General features: G+C 65.2%; 23 protein-coding genes and 2 pseudogenes. 4 read left to right on the top strand and 21 right to left on the bottom strand.

Translation table 11 applies throughout. The annotated features are described in order from the left end of the window. Window positions 1–115 precede the first annotated feature (115 nt). The 4 genes from AC1RQP_RS29100 to AC1RQP_RS29085 all read right to left on the bottom strand — a co-directional run bounded on the left by AC1RQP_RS29100 (window position 116) and on the right by AC1RQP_RS29085 (window position 5,522). A complete protein-coding gene (locus AC1RQP_RS29100) occupies window positions 116–1,555 on the bottom strand; it encodes a nickel-dependent hydrogenase large subunit (protein ID WP_492940067.1) in 1,440 nt (479 codons plus the stop codon). Next, entirely contained in the window at window positions 1,552–2,568 is a 1,017-nt protein-coding gene (locus AC1RQP_RS29095; RefSeq protein ID WP_239625915.1) for an NADH-quinone oxidoreductase subunit B family protein, read from the bottom strand. The genes AC1RQP_RS29100 and AC1RQP_RS29095 overlap by 4 nt, the downstream gene beginning before the upstream one ends. Before the next feature lie 69 nt (window positions 2,569–2,637). After that, on the bottom strand, window positions 2,638–3,957 hold the full coding sequence (locus tag AC1RQP_RS29090; RefSeq protein ID WP_492940065.1) for a DUF3422 domain-containing protein: 1,320 nt from the start codon (window positions 3,955–3,957) through the stop codon (window positions 2,638–2,640). A 419-nt stretch (window positions 3,958–4,376) separates the two neighbouring features. Further along, complete coding sequence (locus AC1RQP_RS29085) at window positions 4,377–5,522, bottom strand: HoxN/HupN/NixA family nickel/cobalt transporter (RefSeq protein ID WP_492940063.1); 1,146 nt, start codon at window positions 5,520–5,522, stop codon at window positions 4,377–4,379. 337 nt (window positions 5,523–5,859) lie between these two features. On the opposite strand from AC1RQP_RS29085, the gene AC1RQP_RS29080 reads away from it, so the two are divergent. Then, window positions 5,860–6,090, top strand: coding sequence for a transposase (locus AC1RQP_RS29080; RefSeq protein ID WP_492940061.1), 231 nt, complete (start codon window positions 5,860–5,862; stop codon window positions 6,088–6,090). A 505-nt stretch (window positions 6,091–6,595) separates the two neighbouring features. Here the strand turns inward: AC1RQP_RS29080 and AC1RQP_RS29075 are convergent. The 4 genes from AC1RQP_RS29075 to AC1RQP_RS29060 are packed head-to-tail and all read right to left on the bottom strand — an operon-like array spanning window position 6,596 to window position 12,070. Further along, on the bottom strand, window positions 6,596–7,552 hold the full coding sequence (locus tag AC1RQP_RS29075) for a Bug family tripartite tricarboxylate transporter substrate binding protein (protein WP_492940384.1): 957 nt from the start codon (window positions 7,550–7,552) through the stop codon (window positions 6,596–6,598). 26 nt (window positions 7,553–7,578) lie between these two features. Continuing rightward, complete coding sequence (locus tag AC1RQP_RS29070) at window positions 7,579–9,216, bottom strand: hydantoinase B/oxoprolinase family protein (protein ID WP_492940059.1); 1,638 nt, start codon at window positions 9,214–9,216, stop codon at window positions 7,579–7,581. Beyond that, window positions 9,213–10,835 carry a hydantoinase/oxoprolinase family protein gene (locus tag AC1RQP_RS29065; RefSeq protein ID WP_492940057.1) on the bottom strand — a complete coding sequence of 541 codons (1,623 nt, stop codon included), beginning with the start codon at window positions 10,833–10,835 and terminating at the stop codon, window positions 9,213–9,215. The genes AC1RQP_RS29070 and AC1RQP_RS29065 overlap by 4 nt, the downstream gene beginning before the upstream one ends. Then, complete coding sequence (locus AC1RQP_RS29060) at window positions 10,832–12,070, bottom strand: NAD(P)/FAD-dependent oxidoreductase (RefSeq protein ID WP_492940055.1); 1,239 nt, start codon at window positions 12,068–12,070, stop codon at window positions 10,832–10,834. Before AC1RQP_RS29060 ends, AC1RQP_RS29065 begins: the two co-directional genes overlap by 4 nt. Window positions 12,071–12,170: 100 nt before the next feature. On the opposite strand from AC1RQP_RS29060, the gene AC1RQP_RS29055 reads away from it, so the two are divergent. After that, a complete protein-coding gene (locus AC1RQP_RS29055) occupies window positions 12,171–13,085 on the top strand; it encodes a LysR family transcriptional regulator (RefSeq protein WP_194392644.1) in 915 nt (304 codons plus the stop codon). Window positions 13,086–13,115: 30 nt separating this feature from the next. Here AC1RQP_RS29055 and AC1RQP_RS29050 read toward each other — a convergent pair. The 10 genes and pseudogenes from AC1RQP_RS29050 to AC1RQP_RS29005 all read right to left on the bottom strand — a co-directional run. After that, a pseudogene (locus AC1RQP_RS29050) lies at window positions 13,116–13,217 on the bottom strand (CoA transferase); the annotation flags it as partial. A 36-nt stretch (window positions 13,218–13,253) separates the two neighbouring features. Then, a pseudogene (locus tag AC1RQP_RS29045) lies at window positions 13,254–13,361 on the bottom strand (acyl-CoA dehydrogenase family protein); the annotation flags it as partial. Between the two features lie 157 nt (window positions 13,362–13,518). After that, on the bottom strand, window positions 13,519–14,643 hold the full coding sequence (locus AC1RQP_RS29040) for a mandelate racemase/muconate lactonizing enzyme family protein (RefSeq protein ID WP_492940053.1): 1,125 nt from the start codon (window positions 14,641–14,643) through the stop codon (window positions 13,519–13,521). 39 nt (window positions 14,644–14,682) lie between these two features. Then, the gene (locus tag AC1RQP_RS29035; RefSeq protein ID WP_492940051.1) at window positions 14,683–15,720 is read right to left on the bottom strand and encodes a tagatose 1,6-diphosphate aldolase; all 1,038 of its coding nucleotides are present in this window, start codon (window positions 15,718–15,720) and stop codon (window positions 14,683–14,685) included. Then, window positions 15,717–16,664, bottom strand: coding sequence for a sugar kinase (locus tag AC1RQP_RS29030; RefSeq protein ID WP_492940049.1), 948 nt, complete (start codon window positions 16,662–16,664; stop codon window positions 15,717–15,719). Before AC1RQP_RS29030 ends, AC1RQP_RS29035 begins: the two co-directional genes overlap by 4 nt. 8 nt (window positions 16,665–16,672) lie before the next feature. Continuing rightward, complete coding sequence (locus tag AC1RQP_RS29025; RefSeq protein WP_492940047.1) at window positions 16,673–17,746, bottom strand: ABC transporter ATP-binding protein; 1,074 nt, start codon at window positions 17,744–17,746, stop codon at window positions 16,673–16,675. Window positions 17,747–17,752: 6 nt separating this feature from the next. After that, window positions 17,753–18,757 (bottom strand): zinc-dependent alcohol dehydrogenase family protein, encoded by a 1,005-nt coding sequence (locus AC1RQP_RS29020; RefSeq protein ID WP_492940045.1) that lies wholly within the window; start codon window positions 18,755–18,757, stop codon window positions 17,753–17,755. Between the two features lie 7 nt (window positions 18,758–18,764). Further along, window positions 18,765–19,592 carry a carbohydrate ABC transporter permease gene (locus AC1RQP_RS29015; protein ID WP_492940043.1) on the bottom strand — a complete coding sequence of 276 codons (828 nt, stop codon included), beginning with the start codon at window positions 19,590–19,592 and terminating at the stop codon, window positions 18,765–18,767. A gap of 4 nt (window positions 19,593–19,596) precedes the next feature. After that, entirely contained in the window at window positions 19,597–20,484 is an 888-nt protein-coding gene (locus AC1RQP_RS29010) for a carbohydrate ABC transporter permease (RefSeq protein WP_492940041.1), read from the bottom strand. A 59-nt stretch (window positions 20,485–20,543) separates the two neighbouring features. Next, the gene (locus AC1RQP_RS29005) at window positions 20,544–21,845 is read right to left on the bottom strand and encodes an ABC transporter substrate-binding protein (protein ID WP_492940039.1); all 1,302 of its coding nucleotides are present in this window, start codon (window positions 21,843–21,845) and stop codon (window positions 20,544–20,546) included. A 188-nt stretch (window positions 21,846–22,033) separates the two neighbouring features. Here AC1RQP_RS29005 and AC1RQP_RS29000 point away from each other — a divergent pair, with 188 nt between their 5' ends. Continuing rightward, the gene (locus AC1RQP_RS29000; RefSeq protein ID WP_239625948.1) at window positions 22,034–23,074 is read left to right on the top strand and encodes a LacI family DNA-binding transcriptional regulator; all 1,041 of its coding nucleotides are present in this window, start codon (window positions 22,034–22,036) and stop codon (window positions 23,072–23,074) included. A 10-nt stretch (window positions 23,075–23,084) separates the two neighbouring features. Next, window positions 23,085–23,819 carry an SDR family NAD(P)-dependent oxidoreductase gene (locus tag AC1RQP_RS28995; protein ID WP_061883555.1) on the top strand — a complete coding sequence of 245 codons (735 nt, stop codon included), beginning with the start codon at window positions 23,085–23,087 and terminating at the stop codon, window positions 23,817–23,819. A 553-nt stretch (window positions 23,820–24,372) separates the two neighbouring features. On the opposite strand, the gene AC1RQP_RS28990 is transcribed toward AC1RQP_RS28995, so the two are convergent. From AC1RQP_RS28990 to AC1RQP_RS28980, 3 genes are all read right to left on the bottom strand, one after another. After that, the gene (locus AC1RQP_RS28990) at window positions 24,373–24,636 is read right to left on the bottom strand and encodes a PepSY domain-containing protein (RefSeq protein WP_492940382.1); all 264 of its coding nucleotides are present in this window, start codon (window positions 24,634–24,636) and stop codon (window positions 24,373–24,375) included. A gap of 241 nt (window positions 24,637–24,877) precedes the next feature. Then, window positions 24,878–25,513, bottom strand: a complete 636-nt coding sequence (locus tag AC1RQP_RS28985) for a response regulator transcription factor (RefSeq protein WP_239629351.1) — start codon at window positions 25,511–25,513, stop codon at window positions 24,878–24,880. A 161-nt stretch (window positions 25,514–25,674) separates the two neighbouring features. After that, on the bottom strand, window positions 25,675–26,304 hold the full coding sequence (locus tag AC1RQP_RS28980; protein WP_239625953.1) for a response regulator: 630 nt from the start codon (window positions 26,302–26,304) through the stop codon (window positions 25,675–25,677). Between the last annotated feature and the right edge of the window lie 4 nt (window positions 26,305–26,308).

Raw genomic sequence — 26,308 nt, 5'->3', positions numbered from 1 at the left:
TGGAGAGATTCCAGAATGTTGCGGCTTTGAACCACCGTCATGAACGGTACGCGGGGACGCTGCCAACACGAGAAGCGGAAACAATTCGATTTGCAGCCGGCAACGAAGTTTCCGGTCAATGCGCGGTGCACACCATGCAGGGATCGAACGAGCGCACGATGTGCTGGATCGCAACCGCACGCGGCCCGGCCTCGCCGACATCGGTGCCGACCAGCGCCTGCTCCAGCGGGCCGCCGACGTCGAAGGAATCGCGCGGCGAGAAATTCCAGGTGGTCGGCGCGATGATCTGGTAGCGCTCGATCTTGCCGTCGCGCACCGCCATCCAGTGCCCGAGACTGCCGCGGGCGGCCTCGACCAACCCGACACAGCTTCCGTCCGGGAACTCGCGCGAATTGTGGCAGAACGGCTCCGACAGCCGCAGCGCGCGCGTCCACTGCTCCATGGCAAGCGCGATGCGCGCGGTCTCGATCAGCCGCGCGATCACGCGGCTGCGCACGTTGGTGCCATCCCGCGCGACCAGATCCGTGATCAGCGCCTGGCCCGCCACCGTCTGGCGCGCGATCGCGCCGACCTCGATCGGCTGGCCCGAGAGCCGTGGCGCCTTGCACCAGCTGTAGGCCGCCGGCTTGTCGGGATCCGGGACTGTGCTGCTATGGGCGGGATCCGCGGAGGAATTCCGCATCCAGGCATGCGAGACGTCCTCGGTGATTTGCGTCAGCGGCAGGGGTTCGACGATTGCGCGCGGGCCGAACAGGCCGCGCGGAAACAACGCGCCGTCGACACCATGATAGGCGCCGTAGCTCATCATCAGCCCCGCCCCCCGGCCGAGCCCGGTCAATGCCAGACTGTCCGCCAGCCGCAGGAAATGCGCGAAGTCGCCGCCACGGCCATCGCGCCAGCCGTCCAGCTCGTCGGCGGTTGCGATCGCCAGCACGTTCTCCAGCGAATCCGCGAAGACGACGCGCTCAAGGAAGGCTCGAAACGCCGTCACAATCGACAAGAGCCGGATCCGCTCGCCGAGATCGATGGCGCGCGTGGTGCCGCCGGGCTGGAACGCCAGGCTGTGCGGCCATTTTCCGGCAATGATGCCCATGGTCTCGAGCAGCCGCGCCCGCGCCGGCAAGGCATCGCGCGCCGCGCTGCCGCGGGTGGCGGCAAAGCGCTCGCGCGCCTCCTCGTGCCAGCCATGGGCGGCATAGGCCTCGCGGGCAAAGTCCGGCATGAAGAAGATGTAGAAATGGGTCAGATGGTCGGCCGCGTTCTCCGCGGCATGGGCGATGTTGGTGGCGAGCAGCCCGTTGGGTGCCGCCTCGATCGACATGGCGGCGCGCAGGGCGGCCGCAGCCGCGACCGATTGCGAGACCGAACAGATGCCGCAGATGCGCGGTGCCAGCGCCAGCGCATCAAGCGGCGGCCGACCTTCCAGGATCTGCTCGAAACCTCGGTAGAGCGGTGCCGTCACCTCGGCACGCACGACGCGGCCGCTCTCGACATCGAGGCGGACTTCGAGATCGCCCTCGACGCGGTTGAACGGGCCGATCGTGATCCGCGTCATGGCTTGTTCTTCGTCGTCGCGCGACCCGGCGGCACGACCACATGGTCGGCGGTCGCGTTCAGCCGCACGCGGCGCGGCGTCGCGGACTTCGACAACGCGGCGAGTGCGACGAACCACGCCTTCGGCATGTCGGTCGGGAGCCCGACCGGAATGCCCGCGAGCTTGGCGGTCTCCAGAAAGTTCTGCGCCCCTTCGAAGCCCGGCGACGTGCAGGCGATGCAAGCATAGCCGCCCTTGGTGCAGGATCCGCCGCCGTTCCAGGAGCGCTGGTTGCAGTCGCCCACCGCCTGCGTCGCCTTGCAGCCGAGATGCTCCATGAGGCAGCCACGCTCCGACATGGTCTCGGCGCTGGCCTTGAACTCGTAGAACTCGTTGCGCGAGCAGCCGTGATGGGCAAGGTGATTGGCGACGAATTTGGGCCGCCCGTAGGAATCGAGGTCGGTGGCGGTCAGGTCCTTGGTGGTCAGTGCCAGGATGGTTTCCATCATCCAGCCCGGATGCGGCGCGCAACCCGCGACGTTGATGACGGGAAGACCGAGCCGGGAGCGGAAGCCCGCGCCCAGCGCACCGCCGCTGTCGGACCCTTCGAATTGCAAGCCGACCGCATCGGTCGGGTTCGACCCGGCGGCCGGCACGCCGCCATAGGCCGCACAGCTTCCGACCGCGACGACATAGTCGGCGCGCGGCGCAAGATCGAGCATCCAGCGATAGACCGAACGGTTGGTGCCGGCGAGCATGTTGAAGCGGCCGGTGTCGTTCGGCCCCCGCGCCACTGATCCTTCCAGCAGGAGCAGGTCGAGCCGCACCTTGCCGTCGAGCACGGACTGCAGCACCTCGACCGCCTCCTCGCCGGTCTCTTCGCTGACCGACGGATGCCATAGCAAGTTGATGCCGAACTGCCTGAGCTCGTCGAACCAGCCGGAGGCACCGCTTTCGAGGATCGACATCGTGCAGCCGCCGCAACTGGCACCCTGCAGCCAGAGCACGTTGGTCATTCCACCCGATCCGCTCATGGCTCCCCTCCTCAGCCTCCAAGCATCGGCCGCTAGTAGCACACGAGCACGGCTTTGGCTTCAAGTAACTCAATCTGGCCTGGCCGACGTCCCGCCGTCATGCTTCAAGTGCCGCCTGCGAATTCGGTGCGTGACAATCCAGGTGACGCCGATGGCGACCGGCACGAAGAGCGCGGTCGCGAGCGACGGCTGGACATGCACGCCGCCGTCATGCGCGCCCTTGGCAAGATAGCCGAACAGACTGACAACGTAGTAGCCGATCGCCGCCACCGACAGCCCCTCGACCGTACTTTGCAGGCGCAGCTGCAGCTTGGTACGCTCGTTCATCGAGCGCAAGAGGTCGCGGTTCTGCTCCTCCAGTTCGACGTCGACGCGGGTGCGCAGGAGGTCGGCGGCGCGCGCAAGCTTGATCGACAAATTGGCCTGACGCTCCTCCAGAGCGGCGCAGGTCCGCATCGCCGGCGCCATCCGGCGGGCGAGAAACGACGACCAGGTCGGATAGCCCGCGATCTCGCCGCCTTCGACCACCCCGAGCCGAGCCTGCACGATATCGTAATAGGCCCGGCTGGCCCCAAATCTGAAGAGGCTGCCGGCGGCGCCGCGCTCGAGCGAGGCGGCGAGCGCAGTCAGCTCGGTCAACAGATGATTGTTGAGCTTGAAGTCTGCCGCGCCCTGCATCTCCTCGAGCACCTCGACCAGCCGTCGCCCGATGTGATCGGCAGATGGTGCGAGCGCAAGCGCAGCCGGTAAACCGAGCAGCGCCAGCGTGCGATAGGTCTCGATCTCGAGCACGCGCTGCACCAGAGCACCCAGACGGCCTGAAGAAAGACCGTTGTTGCAGACCAGGATGCGCACGAAGCCCTGCTCGTCCACCCGGAAGTCGGAAGCGACCACAGCCTGGCCGCTTCGAACGTTGACCATGGCAAGGCCGCCTTTCTCGAACAACTGTTCGGCGCGATCAACCGCAGCAGATGTCTCCTCGACCTCGAGTTTGAGTGCGACCAGCAATTGTCCGGCCTGAGGAAGCGACCCGATCAGCGCAGCAAGCTCGTCGTCCACATCACCAAACGGACGCGAGGCGCCCGCATGACTTCTGATCCAGGTGAAGGTCGTGAACTCGGAATGTTGCTCCCAGCGCAAAGTGACGGTGCCGACCGTCACGTGATGGTGTTTTGCGGATGCATCCGGCGCTGCCAGTCCATGTGCGGCGCAAAAGGAGGCAAAGCTCTGCCGATCAGCGGTCGCCGTATCGCCCTGGCTGAGAAATGCAAAGCGCAGCACGGCGAGCGGCCCGGTCAGCCGAGTGAACGGGCGCGCATGGACCTCACTCAACACCGCGCCCCGCTGCGGATGCAACTGAAAGCAGGCGAGGTCCAGACCAGGGCTCATCGACGGATCATCTGCTTTTCGCTGCACAGCTTGTTTCTCCTAGACCGTACCAGTTCAAGCGGAACGTCAGCGGCCCGACCGGATGCATCACATAGTCCATCACGCCGTTCTGGCAGACCGCCGTCGGCGCGACGCCACCGGAGCAGAGATTGTAGAGCGTATCGGTCCTGAGCAGGGAACCATAGGCACAAAGTGATCTGGTTCGCTCTGCTGTTGAAGAGATTGAGCCCGTCGAGCTGGACGCGCAAGCCGCTGTCGGCGCGGTAGCCGACGCGCCCGTTGACGACTCTGGTCGCGGATGAACGGAACGCATTGTCCTCGGTCAGCGGCGCATTCGGAATGTAGCTGCCGGGTGGTCTGCGCCGGCAAGCCCGCGAATGAACCGTTCAGCATACGCGCGACGTCGGCGCCGGCCAAACTCAGGCCGCCTCGGTCGCATCGACGCATTCCAGCACTTCTGGCGCAGCAGCGCGCGCGTCATCGGCAAACATCCGGCGATAGGTCACGACCGAGACGAGCCAGGCGATCGCGAACAGGGCGACAACGGCGAAACCGACGTTCGCAAGCGACTCGTTGAGGCCGTCGACCAGCGCCCATGCGCCGCCGGAAAGGCCGAAGCGGTCGCCGACCAACCCGAGCGCCTCGATGCCGCCGATGAACAGCGCGACCGCCACGGAGGCGCCGGTGATCGTCAGGTTGTACCAGAGCTTTCGCAGGGGATCGACGTAGGCCCAGCGATAGGCGCTGACCATCAGCGCCGAATCGGCGGTGTCGACCAGCGCCATGCCGGCGGCAAACAGCACGGGAAAGACCAGCACGTGCACGAGAGAGACGCTGCGCGCAGCTTCCGTGGCGGCGATGCCGAGCAAGCCGATCTCGGTCGCCGTGTCGAAGCCGAGCCCGAACAGCAGGCCGAGCGGGTACATGTGCCAGGATCTCGTCACCAGGCGGAACATCGGACCGAGACATCGCGCTAGAAGTCCGCGGGCGGCGAGTTGCGCATCGAGCCGTGCGGCGTCAGGGATACCTTGCTCGCGCACCTCGCGCAGCGTTCGCCACAGGCCGGCGAAGATCGCCAGATTGACGACTGCGACCACCAGCAAGAACAGCGCCGACACCGAGGTTCCGATCAGGCCGCCAACCTCCTTGAGCAAACTGTCGCCGCCAAGGCTCACTATGCCGAGCGCAAGCAACATCGTCGCAACCACGACGACGCTGGCATGGCCCAGTGCGAAATACAGGCCCGCGGACCGGGGCGCCTGTCCCGCCTGCATCAGCTTTCGTACGACGTTGTCGATGGCAGCGATGTGGTCGGCATCGACAGCATGGCGCAACCCGAACACCCAGGCAAGCAGCGCGGTCGCCATCACCGTCGGCCGGTCGCCGAACAGCGCGAAAGCCCAGGTCCATGCGGCGATGTTGGCTGTCACAAGCCCACCGAACAGCAAAATGGGATTGGCAGCCAACGCGCGTCGAGACTCTTTCCTCGCGCGATGCACTTTAGCCAAGACCTGAGCTCCTCTCGTATGATCTTTGCGCCAACCCGTCATACCAAGGGGCAACATTTGGGCCAGACCGCAACCGCCGCTCCGAGGCGCCTGGTTTCCGGACCCAAGTTTTTGTCTTATGAGAAGAATTGCCCTTGCTGGCACTTTTGAAGCTCTGAGCTCACGATGCGCAGCCCTGGAAACCAACTAACCAAAAGCGCAAACATAGTTTGATGCTTGGTCGCGAAAAATGCTGCCATCATAGCTAGCCAGCACGACGGCTCGCGCGATTGCATCAAGCCATCGCGAAACGCGAATCGCCCGTCGGCGCAACGGGCGATGCGACCGGCGGCGCCTCAGCTTCTTCGCCAGCACTTTGGAAGGACTGGGAGAGAGTTGAGCTTCCCCTAAACCGGTGGACACCTATAGCTTAGGCATTGAGAGGTGTCAGATAACGAAACGGCAGCGTCGGTCCTATTCGGACGAATACAAGCGGCGGGCAGTTGATCTGGTTTTGTCGAGCGGCCGCTCGGCGAGGTCGATCTCGAAGGAACTCGGGCTTGATGGCTCCGTGCTCAGCCGATGGGTGAAGGAGCGGAGCACGGTGGCAGCCGGCGGCAGCGCTGCGGCGCCCCGCGCCGGTTGACGCGACTGCCGCATCCGCAAAAGCTTGACCGTAGCAACGACGGCCAGGACCACACGGTTTTGCCGTACGCGCGGCCCGCCATTTCGCCGCAGTTTTTCCCAGCCCTGTCGACGGAGCTGGAAACTTACAGGCGAGACGAACCTAGCACGCCGCTCGTCCGCACGCAGTTTCGGGCTCACGGAGAGCAATCCGCCCTGCCTTCACCTCTCGTACACGACGCTGCCGCGTCTACCGCAAGCCCGGCTCGCCACAATGACGACCACACGATCGCCCCTCAAGGAAGGGCCGGGATGGACGACAAATGCCATAAATCAGAATCTCTTCAAAGGAGTATATTTTCGCGGGCAGGGGTTGGCGGGTGTTTTGCCCGACGGCATTCCCGCAAGGCAATGGTGCGCCCCGCAGGCTGATGCCGCCAGACGACCCGTTGCACCGACCTCAGCAAGCGAAGGGACAGGGTCGAAGTCCTTTGCCGCGGGCGAATTCAAACTGGCACGGCGCCAGCTCAATTCACCTGGGCACCCGAATACTTCACAATCGGCGTCCACTTCTTCACCTCGCTCGCGATAAAGGCCTTGAAGGCCTCAGGGGTCGAGCCTTGGACGATGAAGCCCTGCGCCGCAAAGTAGTCCTTGATGTCGGGAGATTGCAGCGCTTTGTTCACTTCCGCGCTCAGCTTCTCGACCACCTCGGGCGGCGTGCCGGCCGGCGCGAACAGGCCTTGCCATGACAGCGCCTCGAAACCCTTCAGTCCCGCCTCATCCAGCGTCGGCACGTCCGGCAGCAGGGGATGCCTGGTTTTCGAGGTAACGGCCAGTGCGCGAATCTTTCCGGCCTGAAGCTGCGGCATCAGCACCAGGACGTCGCCGAACGTAACCTGGATCTGACCGCTCATCAGATCGGTGAGCATGGCGGCGCTGCCGCGGTAGGGCACGTGGACCATCGAGACTTCGGCCGCCTGCTTGTACATCTCGCCGGTGAGATGCATCGACGTGCCGTTGCCGGCCGAGCCGAAACTCAACTCGCCCGGTTTCGACTTGGCGAGGGCGAGAAACTCGGCTGCCGTGTTCGCCTTCACGTCGGGGTTGACGGCCAGCACCAGCGGCGCAGTCACCAACGTCGACAGCGGCGCGAAGTCCTTGATCACGTCGTAGGGCAATTTGGCGTACAGCGCCTGCGCGATGGCGTTGCTGCCGGTGACGCCGGCCAGCAGGGTGTAGCCGTCGGGGGCGGATTTGGCCACGAAGTCGGCGCCCAGGGCGCCGCCGGCGCCGGGTCGATTGTCGACCACGACCGGCTGGCCCAGGGCCGCGGCGAGCTTGTCGCCCACACGACGCGCGAGCACGTCGGTGCTGCCGCCCGGTGCGAAAGGCACGACGATGTGGATCGCCTTGTTCGGGTAGTTGGCTTGCGAACGCCCCGGCGCGGGCAGCAGCATCGCGAGGCCGGTCAACGCCAGCATTGCGCGGCGCGAAATCAGGAAGCGGATCATGAGCAACTCCTTGCGGGTGGATTGGCGGCTTCGGCTGGAGCCAGGGATCCCCAGCCGCCGCCGCCTGCGGTTTCGATAATCAGCAGGTCGCCGGCGGACCACGCGATGCGGGCGCGCGCAGGCAAGAGCTCGACCGCTCCGTCCACACGCAAAACCCGGGCCATCGACGTTGCGCCAGCCCCGCCGCCTCGCGCACCGCGCGCGCGGCCGACATGGCGCTCGCCGCGATAGGCGATCCACCCCTGGCCTTCGAGCAGCCGATAGGCGCGCCGCACGCCGTCGCCGCCGCATTGCAGACCGGCGCCGCCGCTGCCGCGGCGGATCTCGTAGCATTCCACACGCAGCGGCGCTTCGGTCTCGATCACCTCCACGGGGGTATTGCGCGCATTGCCGACGTCGGTGGAGACGCCCGCGCGGCCGGGCGCGTGAACGCTGGCGCCGGCGCCGCTGGCAATGATCTCGGTGAACATCCAGCGTCGCCCGTCCGCCCGCGTACCGCTGAGCGCGAGGACGGTGGCCACGCCGGCGTGCGGCGCCACGCCCATCCCGCTTGCCGACTGTGACCAGGCTCCGAGAATCGCGTTGCACGCCAGCTTCACGGTCGCCGTGCGCGCATTGACCGCCGCCGGCAGCGCCGGATTGACCAGGCTGCCGGGTGGAAGCTTCAGCGTCAGTGGCGCAAGGCAGCCGGCATTGTTGGGTGCGTCCGGTGCCAGCGTGCGCATGAAGAAGAGAGCCGCCGACAGCATCGCCGCCGGCGATGCATTGAGCGGCCCCCTCACCTGCGGCGCGGTCCCCTCGAAGTCGATGACCAGTGTGTCACCCTGCTTGCGCAAGCTCACCACGATGGAAACCGGAGCGGTATCGATGCCGTCGCCGTCGAGTTGATCGCGCCAGGTCCATTCGCCGTCGGGCGCGGCCGCAAGGGCGGCGCGGGTCATGCGTTCGGTCTGCGCGATCAGGGCATCGCAGACCTCGGCAAAACGAGGTCCGGTGTGACGTGCGATCTGCTTCAGTTCGCGCGCGCCTTGCGTCAGCGCCGTCCACTGCGCTTCCAGGTCGCCACGCAGATTGTCAGGCGTGCGTGAGTTGGCGGCCAGGATGGCGTCGATATCGGGCCGCACGCCTTCGCCACTGCGCCAGCGCACCGGCGGCAGGCGCAGGCCCTCCTGGTACACTTCGGTTGCGTCGGGCGGAATGGAGCCGGCGGCCATGCCCCCGACATCCTGATGGTGCAGATTGGCGGCGGCGAAGGCGATCACCTCGCCATCGTGGAAGACCGGGTGGACCAGAGCCAGGTCCGGCAGATGCGTGCCGCCGGACCAGGGGTCGTTGAGCAGATAGGCGTCGCCCTCGGACATCGTTGCGAGCGGAAAGCGTGCGAGCACACCGGCAACGGCCGGAATCAGCGATCCCAGCAACAACGGCAGCGAGCGCGCCTGGGCGAGCAAGCGTCCGTCCGGCAGGAACAGCGCCGCGGCACAGTCGCCGCTCTCGCGGGCGATGGACGACACGGCGGCGCGCATCATGCCATGCTGCATGCGGTCGGCCGTGCCTTGCAGCGCCAGACGCAGCGGCTCCATGCGCAGGGCGATGGCCGGATCAGGTGCGACGTCGCGCGCGCGCGGCATCATGCCTTCGCCTCCAGCACCAGCGTCTGATCCGGCGTCACCCGCCACGACCAGCCCGCCGGCACAAAGACGGTTGTCATCGGCGCGAACAGAGAATGCGGCCCCTCGCCTTGCGGCGCCAGCGAATCCCACGGGCTTTCGCTCGACGCCAGGCGGACGTCGCCCTCGTCCGGACTGTAGAGCATGCCCAGCGCCGCCATCACGCCGGCGTGCGGCATCACCAGCACACGGCGCATGCCGGCCAGTTCGGCGATCTCAGCCGCATGCTGCGCGCCGCCGCCGCCGATAGCGACGAGCACCGCATCCGCCGGATCCAGGTTGCGCTGAAAGGCGTGGGTCTTGAGCGCCTCCGCCATCCCGGCGGCGGCCGCGCTCACGACGGCTTCAGCGGTTCGAAGCACCGACAAGCCGAGCGCGCCGGCCACGTCGCCAAGCGCGGCCTCCGCGGCGGCGCGGTCCAGCACCATCCCGCCGGCCAGCCGGGGCGGCAAGCGGTCCAGGACGCACAGCGCATCGCTCAGCGTCGGCAAGCCACCGCCGAGACCGAAGGCGGCCGGTCCTGGCCAGGCTCCTTGCGAGCGCGGCCCCAGGCGTAGCGCGCCACCCGGCAGCACCGATACCACGCTGCCACCCCCGATGCCGATGGAGGCGATATCTGCGCAGCGCTGACGGATCGGCAAGCCGCCGCATTCCAGCGCGTCGGTAAAGGTCGGCCTGCCGTCGAGCAGAATGCTGATGTCGGCGCTGGTGCCTCCGATATCCAGAACGATCGCGGGACCGGATGCTGCGAGGCCGGCGGCCACACCCTGCAGCGCCGCGCAGGGACCGGACATGGCGAGGCCGATCGGCTGCGCGGCGAGTTCATGCCAGGGCGCAGTGCCGCCGGCCGATCGCATCAGGCGCAGCGGCGGCAAGCCACGTATCTTCAATGCGTCGGCCAGCGCGTGCAGATAATTCGCTGCCAGCGGTTTGGCATAGGCGTCCAGCGCCGTGGTCAGCCAGCGCTCGAACTCCCGCGGTTGCGGATCGACTTCGCTGGACAGTGAAATGTGCAGGCTCGGAAGGCGCGCATGCAGCGCCGCACGCAGCGCGCGCTCATGGGTCGGATTGCGGTGCGAGAACAACAGACCGATCGCCAGCGCGCGCACGCCGGCGTCGCTCACTGCATCCGCAATGGCGTCCACGGCCGACAGGTCGAGCGGCTCCGATTCACGCCCCTCGGCATCGATGCGCCCGCCGATCTCGAAACGCAGCGGCTCCGGAAACAGCCTTGCTTCGGGCACGGCCGGCATGATCACCGGCTCGTACAGCTCCTTGCGGTCCTGGCGCGCCAGGACCGGTACGTCGCGCATGCCGCGCGTCAGGACAAGGGCCACCGGCGGCTCGTTCAGCTCCAACAGCAGATTGGTGATGACGGTGGAGCCGTGCACGACGCGGCCGACGTCATCTGCCCCGATGCCCGCCTGCGCGCACAGCCGATCGAGTGCCTCGACGACCGGCTCCGCCAGCCGGCGTCCGGCGCGCGGATGCTTGAGCGATGCAACGTGCCCGTCGCTCCGCAAGGCCACCGCATCGATGAAGGTGCCACCCATGTCCACGGCGAGTGACCAGGACGCGTTCAACGGAAGCGCTCCGGCGAAAACGGCGTCAGGTCCACCTGCGTCGGACGTCCGGCCACCAGATGCGCGATCTCGCGGCCGGTCGCCGCGCCCATGCACATGCCCATATGGCCGTGGCCGAAGGCGAGCCAGGCGTTGTCGGCCGCGCGAACCGGACCGACCACGGGAAGACTGTCGGGAAGACAGGGACGATGGCCCATCCAGCGCGTGACGGACGATGTGTCCAGGTGCGGGAATAATTGCTGTCCCTGACGGAGCAGTGCATCGGCACGCGCCATGTTGGGTGGCGCTTTCAAGCCGGCAAATTCCACCGTGCCGGCCAGCCGCAGACCCATGGCCATCGGGTTGACCATCAGGTTGTGCTCCACCGCCATCACGGTGTGGCGCAGGGCCAGGTTCGAGCTCTGCACGGTGACGTGGTAACCGCGCTGCGTCTCCAGCATCACCGGGCTGTCGAGCTGTGCCGCCAATGCGCCCGACCAGGCCCCGGCTGCCACCACCACGCCGTCCGCCGCCAGCGGCTCGCCGTGCTCCAACAACACTGCCGTGACGCGCCGGCCCTGCCGCTCGAAACCGCGGACGCGATCGCGGACGTGACGCGCGCCGTCGCCGATGCAGCGATTGTAGATCGCCTTGACGAGGGCAGATGGATCGGACGTGGAGCCGTTATCGGGCGCCAGAATGCCGAACCGAAAACGTCCCTTCAGGTCCGGCTCGAGGCTTTCCAACTCGTCCTGCTCCACGTCCTGCATCCGCACACCAAGCGATCGCCGCAGGTTCATGCCCCAGGCCCACTGCGCCGCCGTCTCGCGAGAGGAAAAAACGTACAGACAGCCGCTACGCCGCACCAACTCCCGGGCATCGGCATGGGCGAGCAGCGGATCATAGCAGTCGAAGATAGGCGCCAGCAGCGAACGTAACGCGGTGGCGATGCGGGTCACCTCTTCGCGTGATGAATGATGCAGCATGCGCAGCAGCCATGGCGCCACGAGCGGGGCATAGGCCCAACGCACCGTCAGCGGTCCCAATGGATCCAGCAGCCAGCGCGGGACCTTCTTCCACATGCCCGGCATGCCCACCGGCAGGCAGGCGCTGGGCGAAAGCGAGCCGGCATTGCCGAAGGAGCAGGCCTCGCCCGCATCCAGCGGGTCGACGAAGGTCACCGCGTGGCCGTCGCGCTGCAGCCACGCCGCAGTGCAGGCGCCGACGATTCCCGTTCCTATGACGACAATGTGCATGCGGGAATTCTGAAAAATAATTCCCCCATCACACAAGCCAATTCTTTTAATATTGTCATCAGGTTTCCTGATAGTCGATCCATTCGAGCGAGGATATGTGATGCGGCCCGCCATTCTCTCCACTCTTAGCCTGCGCCAGATGCGCGCCTTTGCCGCGGTCGCTCGAGCGGGCAGCTTCACGGCGGCGGCGCGACAGATCAACCTGACGCAGTCGGCGGTCAGCATGCTGGTTCAGCAACTCGAGGAGACTCTCGGGCTGAAACTGTTCGACCGCGGCGCGGTCGTGTTGTTGACGGCAGCCGGCCAGCAATTGCTGCCCCTGGCGCGCCGCATCCTGGATGACGTGCAACAGATCGCAGAGGGTGCTTCGGACCTTCGCTCCCTTCGCACCGGCCTGTTGCGCGTGGTAGCGCCGCAGATGCTGGCATGCACGTGGGTGGCGGCAGTGCTGGGCGAGTTCGAGCAAGCCCATCCGGATGTCGGCCTGCGCGTGACCGACGCGATGGCGGACGAGGTGGTGAGCACGGTGCGCCGGGGCGAGGCGGAACTGGGCGTTGGCCCAGAGCGCGCCACCGGCGAGGATGTCACCAGCACATTCCTGATGGATGTACCGATCCGAGTGGTCTGCTCAGCGCAGCACCCGCTGGCGCAGCAACGCGCCGTCTCGTGGAAAAAACTGCGCGACGAGCGCTGGGTCATCTATTCCAGTGAGTTCAACCGGCACCTGGAGAGCCTGCTGCATGCGCATGATAGCTCGCTTTCCATGCAGACCGCCGTCGAGGTCAAATATCTGACCACCGCTTTGGCGCTGGTCGGCGTCGGCACCGGCCTGGCGGCCGTTCCCGACTACGGACGGCTGTTCGCGCCGAATTTCGACGTGCGTTTCATCAAGCTGCGCGCTCCGGAAATCCGCCGCCGCTACTATATATATCAACGACGCGGGCTCGTGCTCTCACCGCCTGCGGAAGCGTTTGCCAAGCTGCTGCGCCAACGCGCGGCACGCAGCGGTGGGTGAATCCGTGAGCCACCTTCTTCCTGACGATCCGAGCACGTCTGCGCCGTAATCTGGCAGCAGCGTCGCGGCGAAGGGCGCGACAACGATGGTGGCGATGTCCAGAACCTTCAATCCGTCGAGCGGCCCGCTCATTTCACTTCCTCGAACCCGTTGACTCCGATCACTCGCTCACGCCCCGTCCCGCAGCAGGAGACGCGCGATGTTGAGCTGATGGATCTGGCTGGTGCCCTCGTAGAGGCGGAACAGGCGGACGTCCCTGTACCAGCTCTCGATCGAGGAGTGATCGGCGATGACTGACTACCTCGTCAACGATGCACCTTGCAGCGATGGTGGCGTCCATCGCGTGCCGAGGCGTACCGGCGCCGCGATGGATCGTCTGGCACCCGCCCGAGGTGCCGGCAGTAGACGCCAATCATGACGAACGGTCGTCGGCCTAGAGGCTGCGATAGCGCTCGATACGTGAGAGCTCGGGCGCGATTCCGAGCCCCGGTTCTTGATCCAATTCAACCGTGCCCTCCCTCACGTTAAGAACCGGGCCGCAATAGAGATCGCGCAACGGGTTGTCGTTGACATCAACCTCCAGCCAGCCATGGCCGCCGATGCCGGCGAGCAGATGCGCGGACGCAAGCAAGCCCAGGCCTCCGCCGAGATAGTGCGGACAGAACGTTTTGCCCGCCTTCAGAATGTCGCGGGCCAGTGGACTGCACACGCTCAGCCCGCCCCATTTCGCAATATCGGGCTGAACCACACCGAGCACGTCGTCGGCGAGCACCTCCTTGAAGCCCTCGACACTCGAAATGTTCTCGCCGGCGGCAATCGGCATCTTCGCTGCGGCGTGCAGCCTGCGCCATTCCGCGCGCGGGCGATCGGCCCGGATCGGCTCTTCCAGCCAGCGTAGATCAAACTGGGCAAGCCGCGGCAGCATCTCGATCGCCTGCCTGACGGACCAGCCCTGATTTGCATCGGTGGCAAGCATGCCGGCGCCGAGGATCCCACGCAGCGCGGCCAAATTGGCAGTATCGGTTTCGGCGCCGAACCCGACCTTCAGCTTCAGCGCGCAATGGCCTCGCTTGAGCGCGGCTTCCGCCGTCTGCGCCGCGCCGGCGGGATTGATGCCGCTGGCGTAGACCTTGATCTTGCCGGACTGTCCGCCGAGCAGCCGCCATAGCGGCAACCGCCGACGCCGTGCGCAGAGATCCCACAGCGCAAGATCGATGCCCGAAATCGCCTGCGCAAACGGACCGGGCTCGCCGCACTGAATCACCAGCACGTCGGTAGCCTTGGTCAGCGTCTCGAAAGCCTGAGTGGGACCATCGAATTTGCGCCCGATGAGCGCGGGCGCAAGCACCTCGTTGATGAGCCGGGCGCGGTGCTCCGCGCCTGGCGCTGGAAAGTTGCACCAGGCTTCACCCCATCCCTCGACGCCGTCTTCGTCGACAGCGCGAACGAAGACGGCGGGACGGTCGAGCATCTTGCCAAAAGAGGTCACCACCGGCATTGCCAGCGGATAGCGATAGCAGAACGCCTCGATCGAGCGGATGGTGAAGCCGTCAGTCATGTTGCAATTCCTGCAAGACCACGCCGGACCGCTACCATCCTAGTAGGCGCGTGCGAAGTCACCTTCCAGCTTGATATCGGTAAAGACCGGAAAACGCGGCTTCCAGGGCGTGCCCTTGGCCTTGGTCAGTTCGCTGAGCCGTGCGAGGACGTGGAGACCATCCTTGCTCAGGCTCGCCGAGACCGCCGCGCGGTCCGGGAAGTTCTTGAGGACGGCATCGAGCCAGATGGTCCGACCAGCCAGGAAGCCGCTTGCGCCTGCAGCATAGGAATAGTCGAGCACGCGCTCGAACTTCTCCGGCGCGGCGCCGCCCGAGAGCAGCACCCAGGGAATGTTGCGCGCGCGGCAGATGTCGCCGATCGCATCGAACTCCTTCTGCGCGGCTTTCGCCTCGGCGCTGCCGTCACGGGCCGGCAGGCTGTTGGCCGCAAGCGGGCTCTCCAGCTTGAGGAGATCGACGCCGTATTCGGGCTTCGCGAACTCGCGCACGCTGTCGATGACGAGGCCCGGCAGCTTGCCCGGCGATTCCACGTAATCGGCAGTGTGATTGGCGCTGCCGAGGAACGGATAGACGAGCAGCTCGAGCACATAGGGAATGTCGTGGCGGGCGCAGTCCTCGCCGATCTCGCGCACGAACTTCTTCTGGTGCTCGTTGACGGCGGCATCGGCGTCGGGCCGGTACCAGGCCAGCACCTTGACGGCGTCGCCGCCCATGGCGCGGATCTTCTCCACGCTCCAATTGGTGATCGCGCGCGACTTGCGGCCGCCCGCGGTCTCCTCGACGCGATGCTCTTCCAGCGTCATGATGAGGCCGCAGCGCGGAGGCAGCAGGTCGATGGCGGCAGGCACGGCAAAGTTCGGGTCGAACAGCATTGAGCTGCAATGCGGCGCGAGGTTCTCGACCAGGAGGCGCTTGGCCGCCGTGACGTCGGAAAACTCAACCTGCTCTCGCGTGATGCCCTTGGCCTTCGCGATGGCATCGAACAGTGGCGGCCGCTGATCCAGCGCGACCATGCGAAAGTGGCCGTCCGCATCAGCAAGCCGTGCCAGGCCTCGGTTCTTTCCAATCGCTCTCATGGCTTCGTCCTCATGAATACAAGACACTCATTGATGGTGGGGATTCCATTGCGGCCGCCGGCATGGCGGCATTTCATGGCGGCCGTGGCCGCCGAAAACGCCATGGCGGCGCGCACGTCGATGCCGGCGCCGATCGCAAGCGTATAGGCGCCGTGGAAGACGTCGCCCGCGCCCGTGGTATCGACGACGTCGACGGCAAAGGCGACCTGCCGATGCAGCTGGCCGTTTTCGTACCAGCTCACGCCGCCCTCGCCGCGCGTGACGGCGATGACGCGGCATCCGAAGCGCGCGAGCGTTGCGAGAGATCTATCATCGGCCGATCCGGCAAAGGCTGCGAGCGCGGGCTCCGAGAAGATGGCGTGATCAGTCAGCGGCAGCAGCCGCTCGAACACCTCGGCGTCGGCCATGTCGCCGTCCAGCACGGTCGGAATGCCGCGCGCACGCGCTTCGCGAAACAGCGCGGCCGCGCCCTCGACCCAGCGCGGATCGGCCAGCACGGCAGAGGCGTGCGCGACGATCTTGAGCGGAATCCAATCCGCTGCCTCCGGATACAGGCCGCGGAAGTTGACGATCTGGCGCTCGCCGGAGCTGTCGACGATGATTCCGGAGACCGACGAACGGCCATCGGGAAACAGCCGGAAGTTCTCGACGTCGACGCCTTCGGCGGTGAAGGCCGACTTCATCTCATGGCCGGCAGCATCGTTCCCTGCCCGCCCCCAAAACGCGACAGACGCGCCGAGCTTCGCCACCGCGACGGCAGCATTGGCAGCCATGCCGCCGCCAAGCGTGCCGTACTCGACCGCCCTGATTTTCTCGCTTCCACCCGCGAACGGCCGATCGACGCGCCAGACCTGGTCGAGCGCGGACAGCCCGAGACAGATCACGTGCACGGGCCTCTCCCTGGACGCGACGTCCTCCAGCGCCGAGAGGTCACCGATGTTCACCGACGCGCTCACCGCAGAACCTGTCCATTGGTGGCATCGAACAGATGCGTCTTGCCCGGCTGCGGGCGCAGGTTGATGCGATCGCCGACCTTCGGCCGCAACGCTGGATCGACCCGCGCGATGGCGGGGCCGCCGGCGAGGTCGAAATGGATCAGCGTGTCCGAACCGAGCGGCTCGACCAGCTTGACGTCGATGGCGATGCCGTCGGCGTCATCGGTCGCGACGGCGAAATGCTCGGGGCGAATGCCGAGCACGGCGTTACCGGCCTTGCTCAGGCGCCCTGCGGTCCCGCCGTCCAGCGCCACCACCGTTCCACCTTGCGAAAGGACTGCCCGCTCCTGGCGCCACTCGACCGGGAAGAAATTCATCGCGGGCGAGCCGATGAAGCCGGCGACGAATTGGTTGGCGGGCCGTTCGTAGACCGTCTCGGGCGTGTCGTATTGCTGGATCGTGCCGCTCTGGAGCACCACGATCCGATCCGCCATGGTCATGGCCTCGATCTGGTCGTGGGTGACGAAGACCATGGTGGTCTTCAGCTCCTGCGACAGCGCCTTGATCTCGGCGCGGACCTGCCCGCGCAGCTTGGCGTCGAGGTTGGAGAGCGGCTCGTCGAACAGGAACGCCTTGGGATTTCGCACGATGGCGCGCCCCATGGCGACGCGCTGGCGCTGTCCGCCTGAGAGCTCCTTCGGCTTGCGGTCGAGATAAGGCTCGATGTGCAAGAGCGCGGCGGCGCGCCTCACGCGCGCATCAATTTCGGCCTTGGACACTCCCCGCAGCTCCAGCGCGAACGACATGTTGTCGTAGACGCGCATATGCGGATAGAGCGCGTAGTCCTGGAACACCATCGCGATGTCGCGCTGCGCGGCCTGCACGCCGTTGACGCGCTTGTCGCCGATATAGAGGTCGCCCGACGAGATCGGCTCGAGGCCCGCGATGATGCGCAGCAAGGTCGACTTGCCGCAGCCGGATGGGCCGACGAACACGACGAACTCGTGGTCCGCGATCTCCAGATTGAGATCGGGGATCACGGTGAAATTGCCGTAACGTTTGGTGAGGTTGCGGATCGAGATCGAGGCCATGATCGCTCAGTCCAGCGCCAGCACAGGCTTGATCAGCTCGCCTTTGGCGAAGCGGGCGAAATTCTCAGGGAGTGCCGAGAGGCAGAACTCGCCGTCGACGAGGACGCGGTACTCGTCCTTGTACCTGCGCAGCAGCTCGACATTCGGCTCGAAATCCGAGACCGGGAAATAAAAGGTCCGGATCATGTAGAAATCCTTGCGGCGAAACACCTTGCCTTCCTCGATGGTCCAGGGCGCCGCGTTTTCGCCGACCAGCACCAAGGCGCCGCGCGGCAGGACCAGCTCGATGCCGAGATTGCGCGCCGCATGCGCGCCCGAGCATTCAATGATGAGAGCAAAGCGCTGGGAGGTATCGCCGACCGGGTGCGCCTTCGCGCCGAAGGATTGCGCGATCCTGAGGCGCGCGGTGTTGGGGTCGGCGACATGGACGTCATCGTAGCCGAGCGCGCGGAGCGCCAGTACGACGCCGAGACCGACGGGCCCCGCCCCCATCACGAGCACCGGTCCGGCCTCGGCCGGCGACACCACGCGGCTGACGAAGCGCACGGCATGGCCCGACGTGCCGATGGTGTCGAGCAGCAACGGCGCGAGGCTGTCCTCGATGTCGTCGGGGACCGGGAGCAGGCAATTTTCGGGCACCGGCACGTATTCGGCATAGCCGCCCGGCCTGTTCCAGCCGATCAGGCTGGAAACCTCCAGGCACATCTGGGTGTCGCCGCGCTGACAGGCGGCGCAGCGGTCGCAGTGCAAGGGGATATAGACGGCGCAGCGCCGGCCATGCAGGCGATGACCCGGCTGCTCGACCTCGCCGAAGATCTCGTGGCCCGCGGTGAACTCGGCACCCTTGTGCCAGAGCTTGAAGTCCGAGCCACACAGCGCGGTGCGCGAGACGCGCACCAGCACCTCGCCCTTGCCGACGTCGGGCATCGGCACGCGTTCGATGGTGATGCGATCGTTGCCGTGGAAGACCGCGGCCTGCATGATCGAATTCGAACGGGATAATACATTCATCAGAGACCTAGCCTTTCACCGCGCCGAGCGTCAGTCCGGACACGAGCCAGCGCTGAACCAGGGCCGCCAGCACCAGCGGCGGCAATGCGATCAACGTCGCCGCCGCCATGAGCGCACCCCACTGCGTCGAACCCTCGCCGATGAAGTTGAAGGCCGCCGCGATCAGCGTCTTGGTGTCGCCATTGGAAAGCACCAGCGCAAACAGGAAGTAGTTCCACGAGAACACGAAGGCGAGGATCGCCGAGACCGCGACGCCCGACGCCACCAGCGGCAGCGCGATGCGCCAGAGGATGCGCGTGACACTGCATCCGTCCACCTGCGCCGCTTCGAAGACGCTGCGCGGGATGCCGTCGAAGGACGGCAGCAGGACCCAGATCACGATCGGCAGCGTGATCACGGCGTGGCTGAGGATCAACGCGGTGTAGGAGCCGATCATGCCGACCTGCCGGAACATGACGTACCATGGCAGCAGGAACAGCGTGCCCGGCGCCATGCGCGCCGCCAGCGTCAGGATCGCGGGCCAGGAAATCCGCGTCCAGGAGACGGCGAAGGCGGCGGGAATGCCGAACAGCAGTCCGAGCGCGGTCGAGCCCACGGTGACGATGAGGCTGTTGAGCGCATAGCTCAGGAACGGCGTGGTCCTCGTCAGCTCGACATAGTTCTCCAATGTCGGCGTGAAGACCAGCGTCGGCGGATAGGCGGTGACCTCGAAGGACGGCTTGAACGAGGACAGCACCATCCAGACCGTCGGCGCCATGATGATCACGCCGGCCAGCACGAGCTGCACCAGGTTGAGCCGGCGGATCCAGCGGTCGGTGTTGGCGGCATCGGTCATGACATCACCACGCCACTGCGCCGCGCAGGCGGTTGAAGGCGAGCACGGCGCCGAACACGATCGCCGTCAACGTCAGCATCAGGGCGCTGGCATAGCCGATGTTGAAGAACTCGAAGCCGACCCGGAAGCCGTAGATGTTGAGCGTGTTCGAGGCGTTGCCCGGGCCGCCCTGGGTGGTGATGTAGATGATATCGAAGAAGCGCAAGAGATCGACGCTGCGCAGGATCGCCGCGGTGACGATGGTCGGCAGCAGCAGCGGCAACGTGATGCGGTGGAAGGTCTTGAACGGCGATGCGCCGTCGATCTGCGCGGCTTCGTAGACGCTCGGCGGCAGCGACTGCAGGCCGCCCAGCACGATCAGGGCGACGTAGGGCGTCCACTGCCAGCTGTCGATCAGGGCTACGGTCGGAATCACCCATGTCGGCGACGCCAGCCAATCCGACGGCGGCAGGCCGAACGATTGCAGGACGTAGTTGGCGGCGCCCAGCGAGGGATCGAGGATCACCAGCCACATCATGCCCGCCACCACCGGCGGCATCATGAAGGGCGAGATGAACAGCGAGCGCACGATGCCCGGCAGACGCTTGGCGTGGAACAGCACCAGCGCCAGCCAGACGCCGAACACGAGCTGCAGCACCAGCGACAGCACGAACAGCGCGATGGTGATCCACAGTCCGTGCCAGAATTCGACATCGGAGATCAGCTTCGAATAATTGGCGAGGCCCGCAAAGGATTGCTTGCCGGTCGAGGAGAACGTCTGGAAGCCGAGCCAGATCGTATAGACGACCGGAAACGCGATCATCGCGACCGTGAAGATCACGGCCGGCGCCGAAAGCGCCGCCATCTCCAGCCTCTGCCGGTCCTGCGTGAGTGTCGCAGCCGTGTCAGACATCCGCCCGTTTCCTTGAGAATGAGGTGCCGGCAGGCAGCGAGCCTGCCGGCATGAAGCCGTTACTTCCGGGCGATCAGCGCATCGAGCGCCTTGTCGGCATCCGCGCAGGCCTGCTCGACCGGCTTCTGCTTCAGGATCAGATCCTGCACCGCCTGGCCGATGAACTCGCGCGATTCCGGGTTGGCAACGATGGGATAGCCGACCTCGGAGGAGCCCTTGGTGGCGAGCACGTCGAGCGCGGCCTGCCATTCCTTGCGGACCGGCTCCTCGTCGATCCACTTGCGATATTCAGGGTCCTTGGCGACCGACGGACGCGGCGGGGCAATGCCCTGCAGCGCCATCTTCTTCTGCACCTCGGGGCTGGTCGCCCACTGCACGAAGTACCAGGCTGCCTCGGGCTGCTTGCTGTGCGAGGACACTGCCATGCCCCAGCCGATCGTGGTCGGCACCTGGCCGGCCTCGCCTGCCGGGAACGGCAGCAGGCCGGTGTCCTTCAGGCGCGCGCCGCCTTCCATCACCGTGCGCAGTTCGTTCGAGGATTCGAACGCCATCGCCGCGCGGCCGCTGCGGTAGAGCGCGGAGATCTGCTGAAAGCTGTAATTGACGACGCCCGGCGGACCGAAATCGCGCAGCAGCCGGCTATAGGTATCGAGCGCCTCCTTGCCCTTGGCGGAGCAGAGGTTCGACTTTCCGCTCGCGATGTAGGTGCCGCCGATATTGTGCAGCATGTTGCTGAAGGTGTAGGCGATCGCGGGCTTGAGGCCACGCGAGACGAACGGCGTCACCGCGCCGTCGCAGGTCTTGATCTTCTCGGCGGCAGCCTCGACGTCCTTGATGGTCTTCGGCGCCTCGAGGCCGCACTTCTTGAAGATGTCGGTGCGGTAGTAGAAGATCGGACCTTCGATGTTCATCGGCATGCTGGTGAGCTTGCCGTTGAAGGTCGCGGCCTTGAGCAAGGCCTGGCTCAATCCATTCGGATCATAGTCCTTGGCAACCTCGTTCCTGGCCATCGCGGTGAGATCGCCGTACCAGCCGGCAGCGGCGAACTGCTCGCCCTCGCGCGAGGGCAGCGTCATGAAGACGTCGACCTCGTCGCTGTTCGCGTTCATGACGGTAACCAGGCGCTGGCGCATCTGCTGTTCCTGATAGGCGTCGACCTTCAGGGTCATCCCGGTCAGTTTCTCGAAATCGGCCTTGTAGGTCAGCAGCGCCTGCGCGACCGGATTGTTGTTGGCGAGAAAGGTGACGGTCTTGCCCTTGAATTTCATCCAGTCGAAATCGGCCGCGTGTGCTGGCGCGCTGGCGGCGGCAATCGCGAAAACGGGCAACGCGACATGGGTCGCGAGCATCCTGGCCTTCATCGAACTCTCCTCCCGGCTGGCCGCCTTAAGCTGGCGGACCATTTTGAGTACGTTTGATCACTATCTGAAAACGGTTACAAAATAGACCTCGCATCCGCCGTGTCAAGCGATGGACAAGTTGCACAATCTACGGCAGATTTGCGACATTCCGGCTAACGCTCGGGTTGCGCCGCACAATGTAACGTTACATGAGACTGACCAACGCCAAGTCTGCGAAACAGGGTATCCGCGCCGTGGCGGCGCGCGCCGGCGTCTCGACGGCATCGGTGTCGCGCGCGCTCAACAATCCCGATGCGGTGAGCCCGTCCCTGCGCGCGCGCATTGAAAAGGCCATTGACGCGCTCGGCTACATCCCGCATGCGCCGGCGCGGATCCTGTCGTCGCGGCGTTCGCGCACACTCGGCGCGATCGTGCCGACGATCGACAACACGATGTTCGCGCGCGGCATCGCCTCGCTGCAGCAATATCTCTCCTCGGTCGGATACATGCTGTTTCTCACCACGAGCGGCTACGACCTCGACGTCGAATTGCAGCAGGCGCGCAATCTGATCAGCCGCGGCGTCGACGGCCTGGTGCTGCGGGGCGATTGTCATCACGACGGCTTGCGAAAACTGCTCGCGGACAATGCAGTCCCCTTTATCAACGTCGGCATCTATCAGCCGGACCGGCCCTACCCCTGTGTCGGCACCGACAACGAAGCCGCCGCCCATCGCGCCGCCGCGCATGTGATCGAGCTCGGCCATCGCCGCATCGGGATCGTCTCGGCGCTCCAGCGCAACAACGACCGCGCCAGCGCCCGCGTCGCCGGCTTTCGCCGCGCGCTCGCCGAGAACGGCATCGACCTTCCCTCGCAATGGCATGTCGAGGTGCCCTATACGCTGGACGACGCGCGCGAGGCAGCGCGCTATCTCCTCAATCTCAAGGACCGTCCGACGGCGGTGGTGTGCGGCAACGACGTCATCGCCTACGGCGTCCTGCTCGAGGCGGAGCGCGACGGCTTCTCCGTGCCGCGCGACCTATCCGTGGTCGGCTTCGACGACCTCGACTGGAGCCGCCATTTGCGGCCGAGCCTGACCACGATCCACGTTCCGACCGGAGAGACCTGGCAGCGCGCCGGAGAATATCTGGTGCGGAGCCTTGCCGGCGAGCAGACCATCATGCATCGCGAGATCGATTTCTCGCTGGTGGTGCGTGAATCGACGGCCCAGCCTCCGAAATCCCTGAAATGAGACCCTGCCCATGAGTTCGAATTTCTCCCTCGCACCCGGCTTCCACGCCGTCGTGATCGGCGGCGCCGGCGACATTGGCGCTGCGATCAGCAACCAGTTTTGCGATCTCGGCGCGACCGTGACGGCCACGGGCGCCAACGATGCCGATCTCGACCGCACCCTGCTCAAGCCGCGCGCGGGTCTTGCGCTCGCGACACTCGACGTGACCGATGATGCCGCCGTCACGTCCTTCGCCCGGCAGCACAAGCGCGTCGATGCGCTGGTCAACTGCGCCGGGATTCTCGCGCGCGACAAGGAATTCGAAATCGAGACCTTCATGAAGGTGCTCGACGTCAATCTCACCGGCACGTTCCGAACCTGCATGGCGTTTCAGCCGCGGCTCGCGGAGACTAAGGGCTCGATCGTCAACATCGCCTCGATGAATGCGACGCTGGCGCTGCCGCGCATTCCCGCCTATTGCGCCAGCAAAGGCGGCGTCGTGATGCTGACCAAGGCGCTGGCCTTGAAGTGGGCCGAAGACGGCATCCGCGTCAATGCGGTGGCACCCGGCTATATCGAAACGGCGATCAACGCCGCCGGCCGTACTGATCTTGCGCATTACCAGCGCATCGCCGACCGCACCGCGTTCAAGCGCTGGGGACAGCCGGAGGAGATTGCCGGCGCAGTGGCCTTCCTCTGCATGCCGGCGTCGCGATATGCGACCGGAACCGTCGTTGCTGTGGATGGCGGGTTCCTCGCCGGATGAGCCAGAGGGGTCAGGACGCAATATTCTTCGTAGCCGCGCACTATTGCGGACCACCTCGTGCGTGCCTGCGGGCTCGTCGCCTCATAATCGATCTTTACCCCTTCATAGCGTGGGCGTTGGTCTCACAACATACGGAATGTCACACTTTCAAGTTTGGCGGAAAGCAGATTTTCTTTGATCTCCCGGTGCAGGCGTCGTGCACAGGCCGCCTCCTAGGTGATTGAAAAACTTGATCTCTCGCCCCCGTCCATCATGGGGACGATGGCTACTCACTTTGCAAAGATCTCGCTCGGTTCTCCTGCGTGTCTTTGTGGCGGCGTCACATTCGCGATCGCCGGCAGGATTGGATTTTAAGGACCTCACTTTCCGGATGGCCTCTCACGTGAGACGACGTCCTCCTTGCTGAACTTCACAGGAACCTCGCCGCAGCGTCTACGTTGGCGCCGCATGCGGAGCGATCTGACTTACAAGACGCCACCCCCTGAAAGGAATGAGCCCTGTTCTCGAGCGGAACATTCAGGCGCTCGTCGAGCGCCGCCGTCGGCGACCTCCACTAGTGATCAGGCCTGGTCGATATGATCTCGCCCGTCTTTGGGTCGGCGAGAAACTTCATCTTCTGACCATCCTTGATGCCTTCGCCTTCCCAGCGACCGTCATCGGCTTCGATCTTGCTGACCAGCGCAAAGCCCGACTTAAGAACCTTCTCGATGACTTGCTGGATCGGCATCCAGTCAGGCCCCGGTCGGTCAGCAAGCGCGACGTTTACGGCAACAGCCGACAGAACGATTGCGAAAACAACAGGCGCACTTCTATTCATACGGACCTCCTTGCAGCGGGCGCCGACAAGTCTCGCAGCATTGCGAAACCAGGACACTCCCAATTTCAGCCTAGGACGCCAAGGGATAAATACGGATACCAACGGCTGTGGCATAAGCGAAGCGAGCCTGCAATCGCTCCGTACGTGCATCTGCGTGTAGCATGCGCCGCTAGAACCGGCGGCAGTCGATGGTACCTCGGATCTCACATCTGGCGAAAGATCGTTCGGCCGGCGGAACTCCTCAGGGCGCCACCAATTTCTTGCGGATGGCATAACGGACCAGTTCAGCGGTCGACGACATTCCCAGCTTGCGCATCGCCGAAGCGCGATGGGTCTCGACAGTCTTCACACTCAACTGCAGAATGACGCTTATGGACCTGTTGGTATGTCCTTCCGCGATCAATTGGACTACACTCTGCTCGCGCGAGGTGAGCAGCATATCCGGCTTGTTCAGCTTATTGAGCTGGTAGTCGTGGAGCAACTTCTCCAGCAGCACGCTGGTGAAATAGGGTCTGCGATCCATCAGCGCTTCGATGGCGGACAGCAAGTGTTTCCTCGCATCCGATTTGAACAAGAAGCCACGGACACCCGCCAGAATGGCTTCGGTCAGCAACTCTTCGTTCTCATGCATCGTCAGAACCAGAACTTCACTGCGCGAGCGCAGCGACTTCAGGCGGCGGCTGACCTCCAACCCGTTCATGAGGGGCATCGAATAGTCGACGACGACGACGTCCGGTCTCGTCTCCAAAGCCAACGCGACGGCCTGCTCGCCATTCGTCGCCTCGCCGACGACGATCCAGTCGGCGCGCGTGTCGATGATCGCGCGCAACCCTGAACGCACGACTTCATGATCATCCGCAATCAAGATGCGCTTCACTGTATCGCCTCCTATCCGATCGGAATCGGCGGAGATAGTCGGCAGCAGAACAGTCGCGCGACCGTAGCGATCGTCGGTCAAAGCACTATCCTGCAAAACCCCGAGACGGCCGGCCGAATGTACCGACGTGGCCGCGGCCATCAAATCCCAGCAAGGCATTGTCATGCCTCGACCAGCTGCGCGCGGACGGCATATCGGACCAGGCCCGCAGTCGAACTCACGTTCAGCTTGCGCATCGCGGCGGCCCGATGGGCCTCAGTGGTCTTGACGCTGAGGTCGAGGATCGCACTGATGCCCTTATTGCTGTAGCCTTCGGCAACCAGCTTGACGACGAGTTGCTCGCGTGGGGTGAGCCCCGGGTACCTGTCTGCATTGCTGCCAGATCCACCGTTGAGTTCGCTCCGACACCTTTCGGTGCAGAACCGCCTGTGCGCCAGAAGAGATTCGACGGCCGCCACCAGCAATCTGTTTGCGTCCGATTTCACCAGGAAGGCGCGCGCACCTGCCTCAAATGCCTGCTGGGCGAGTAGGCCGGAGTCGTGCACCGTGAAAATCAGGACCTCGGTCTGCAGCGGATATTCCCTGATCCGCCGCGCGACCTCCAGTCCGGTCATTCGCGGCATTGAAAAATCGACGATGGCCACGTGAGGTCGGCTTTCGATCGCCGCCGTCACCGCCTTGCCGCCGTCGTTCGCCTCGGCCACCACTTCCCAATCCGCTCGTTGTTCGAGCACCGCTCGCAAGCCCGACCGTACCGCCTCGTGGTCATCAGCGATGAGAAAGCGCTTCATGGCG

The sequence above is a fragment of the Bradyrhizobium sp. GW821-FHT13H06 genome, from assembly GCF_058803975.1.
Note: the sequence above shows the minus strand (reverse complement) of the source record. Positions and strands in the feature narration are given on the sequence as shown.

Excerpts from the sequence above, each read along its gene's own strand:
- AC1RQP_RS29100 (WP_492940067.1), bottom strand. The coding sequence starts at position 1,555 with ATGACGCGGATCACGATCGGCCCGTTCAACCGCGTCGAGGGCGATCTC.
- AC1RQP_RS29095 (WP_239625915.1), bottom strand. The coding sequence starts at position 2,568 with ATGAGCGGATCGGGTGGAATGACCAACGTGCTCTGGCTGCAGGGTGCC.
- AC1RQP_RS29090 (WP_492940065.1), bottom strand. The coding sequence starts at position 3,957 with ATGAGCCCTGGTCTGGACCTCGCCTGCTTTCAGTTGCATCCGCAGCGG.
- AC1RQP_RS29085 (WP_492940063.1), bottom strand. The coding sequence starts at position 5,522 with ATGTTGCCCCTTGGTATGACGGGTTGGCGCAAAGATCATACGAGAGGA.
- AC1RQP_RS29075 (WP_492940384.1), bottom strand. The coding sequence starts at position 7,552 with ATGCTGGCGTTGACCGGCCTCGCGATGCTGCTGCCCGCGCCGGGGCGT.
- AC1RQP_RS29070 (WP_492940059.1), bottom strand. The coding sequence starts at position 9,216 with ATGATGCCGCGCGCGCGCGACGTCGCACCTGATCCGGCCATCGCCCTG.
- AC1RQP_RS29060 (WP_492940055.1), bottom strand. The coding sequence starts at position 12,070 with ATGCACATTGTCGTCATAGGAACGGGAATCGTCGGCGCCTGCACTGCG.
- AC1RQP_RS29055 (WP_194392644.1), top strand. The coding sequence starts at position 12,171 with ATGCGGCCCGCCATTCTCTCCACTCTTAGCCTGCGCCAGATGCGCGCC.
- AC1RQP_RS29040 (WP_492940053.1), bottom strand. The coding sequence starts at position 14,643 with ATGACTGACGGCTTCACCATCCGCTCGATCGAGGCGTTCTGCTATCGC.
- AC1RQP_RS29035 (WP_492940051.1), bottom strand. The coding sequence starts at position 15,720 with ATGAGAGCGATTGGAAAGAACCGAGGCCTGGCACGGCTTGCTGATGCG.
- AC1RQP_RS29025 (WP_492940047.1), bottom strand. The coding sequence starts at position 17,746 with ATGGCCTCGATCTCGATCCGCAACCTCACCAAACGTTACGGCAATTTC.
- AC1RQP_RS29020 (WP_492940045.1), bottom strand. The coding sequence starts at position 18,757 with ATGAATGTATTATCCCGTTCGAATTCGATCATGCAGGCCGCGGTCTTC.
- AC1RQP_RS29015 (WP_492940043.1), bottom strand. The coding sequence starts at position 19,592 with ATGACCGATGCCGCCAACACCGACCGCTGGATCCGCCGGCTCAACCTG.
- AC1RQP_RS29010 (WP_492940041.1), bottom strand. The coding sequence starts at position 20,484 with ATGTCTGACACGGCTGCGACACTCACGCAGGACCGGCAGAGGCTGGAG.
- AC1RQP_RS29005 (WP_492940039.1), bottom strand. The coding sequence starts at position 21,845 with ATGAAGGCCAGGATGCTCGCGACCCATGTCGCGTTGCCCGTTTTCGCG.
- AC1RQP_RS29000 (WP_239625948.1), top strand. The coding sequence starts at position 22,034 with ATGAGACTGACCAACGCCAAGTCTGCGAAACAGGGTATCCGCGCCGTG.
- AC1RQP_RS28995 (WP_061883555.1), top strand. The coding sequence starts at position 23,085 with ATGAGTTCGAATTTCTCCCTCGCACCCGGCTTCCACGCCGTCGTGATC.
- AC1RQP_RS28990 (WP_492940382.1), bottom strand. The coding sequence starts at position 24,636 with ATGAATAGAAGTGCGCCTGTTGTTTTCGCAATCGTTCTGTCGGCTGTT.
- AC1RQP_RS28980 (WP_239625953.1), bottom strand. The coding sequence starts at position 26,304 with ATGAAGCGCTTTCTCATCGCTGATGACCACGAGGCGGTACGGTCGGGC.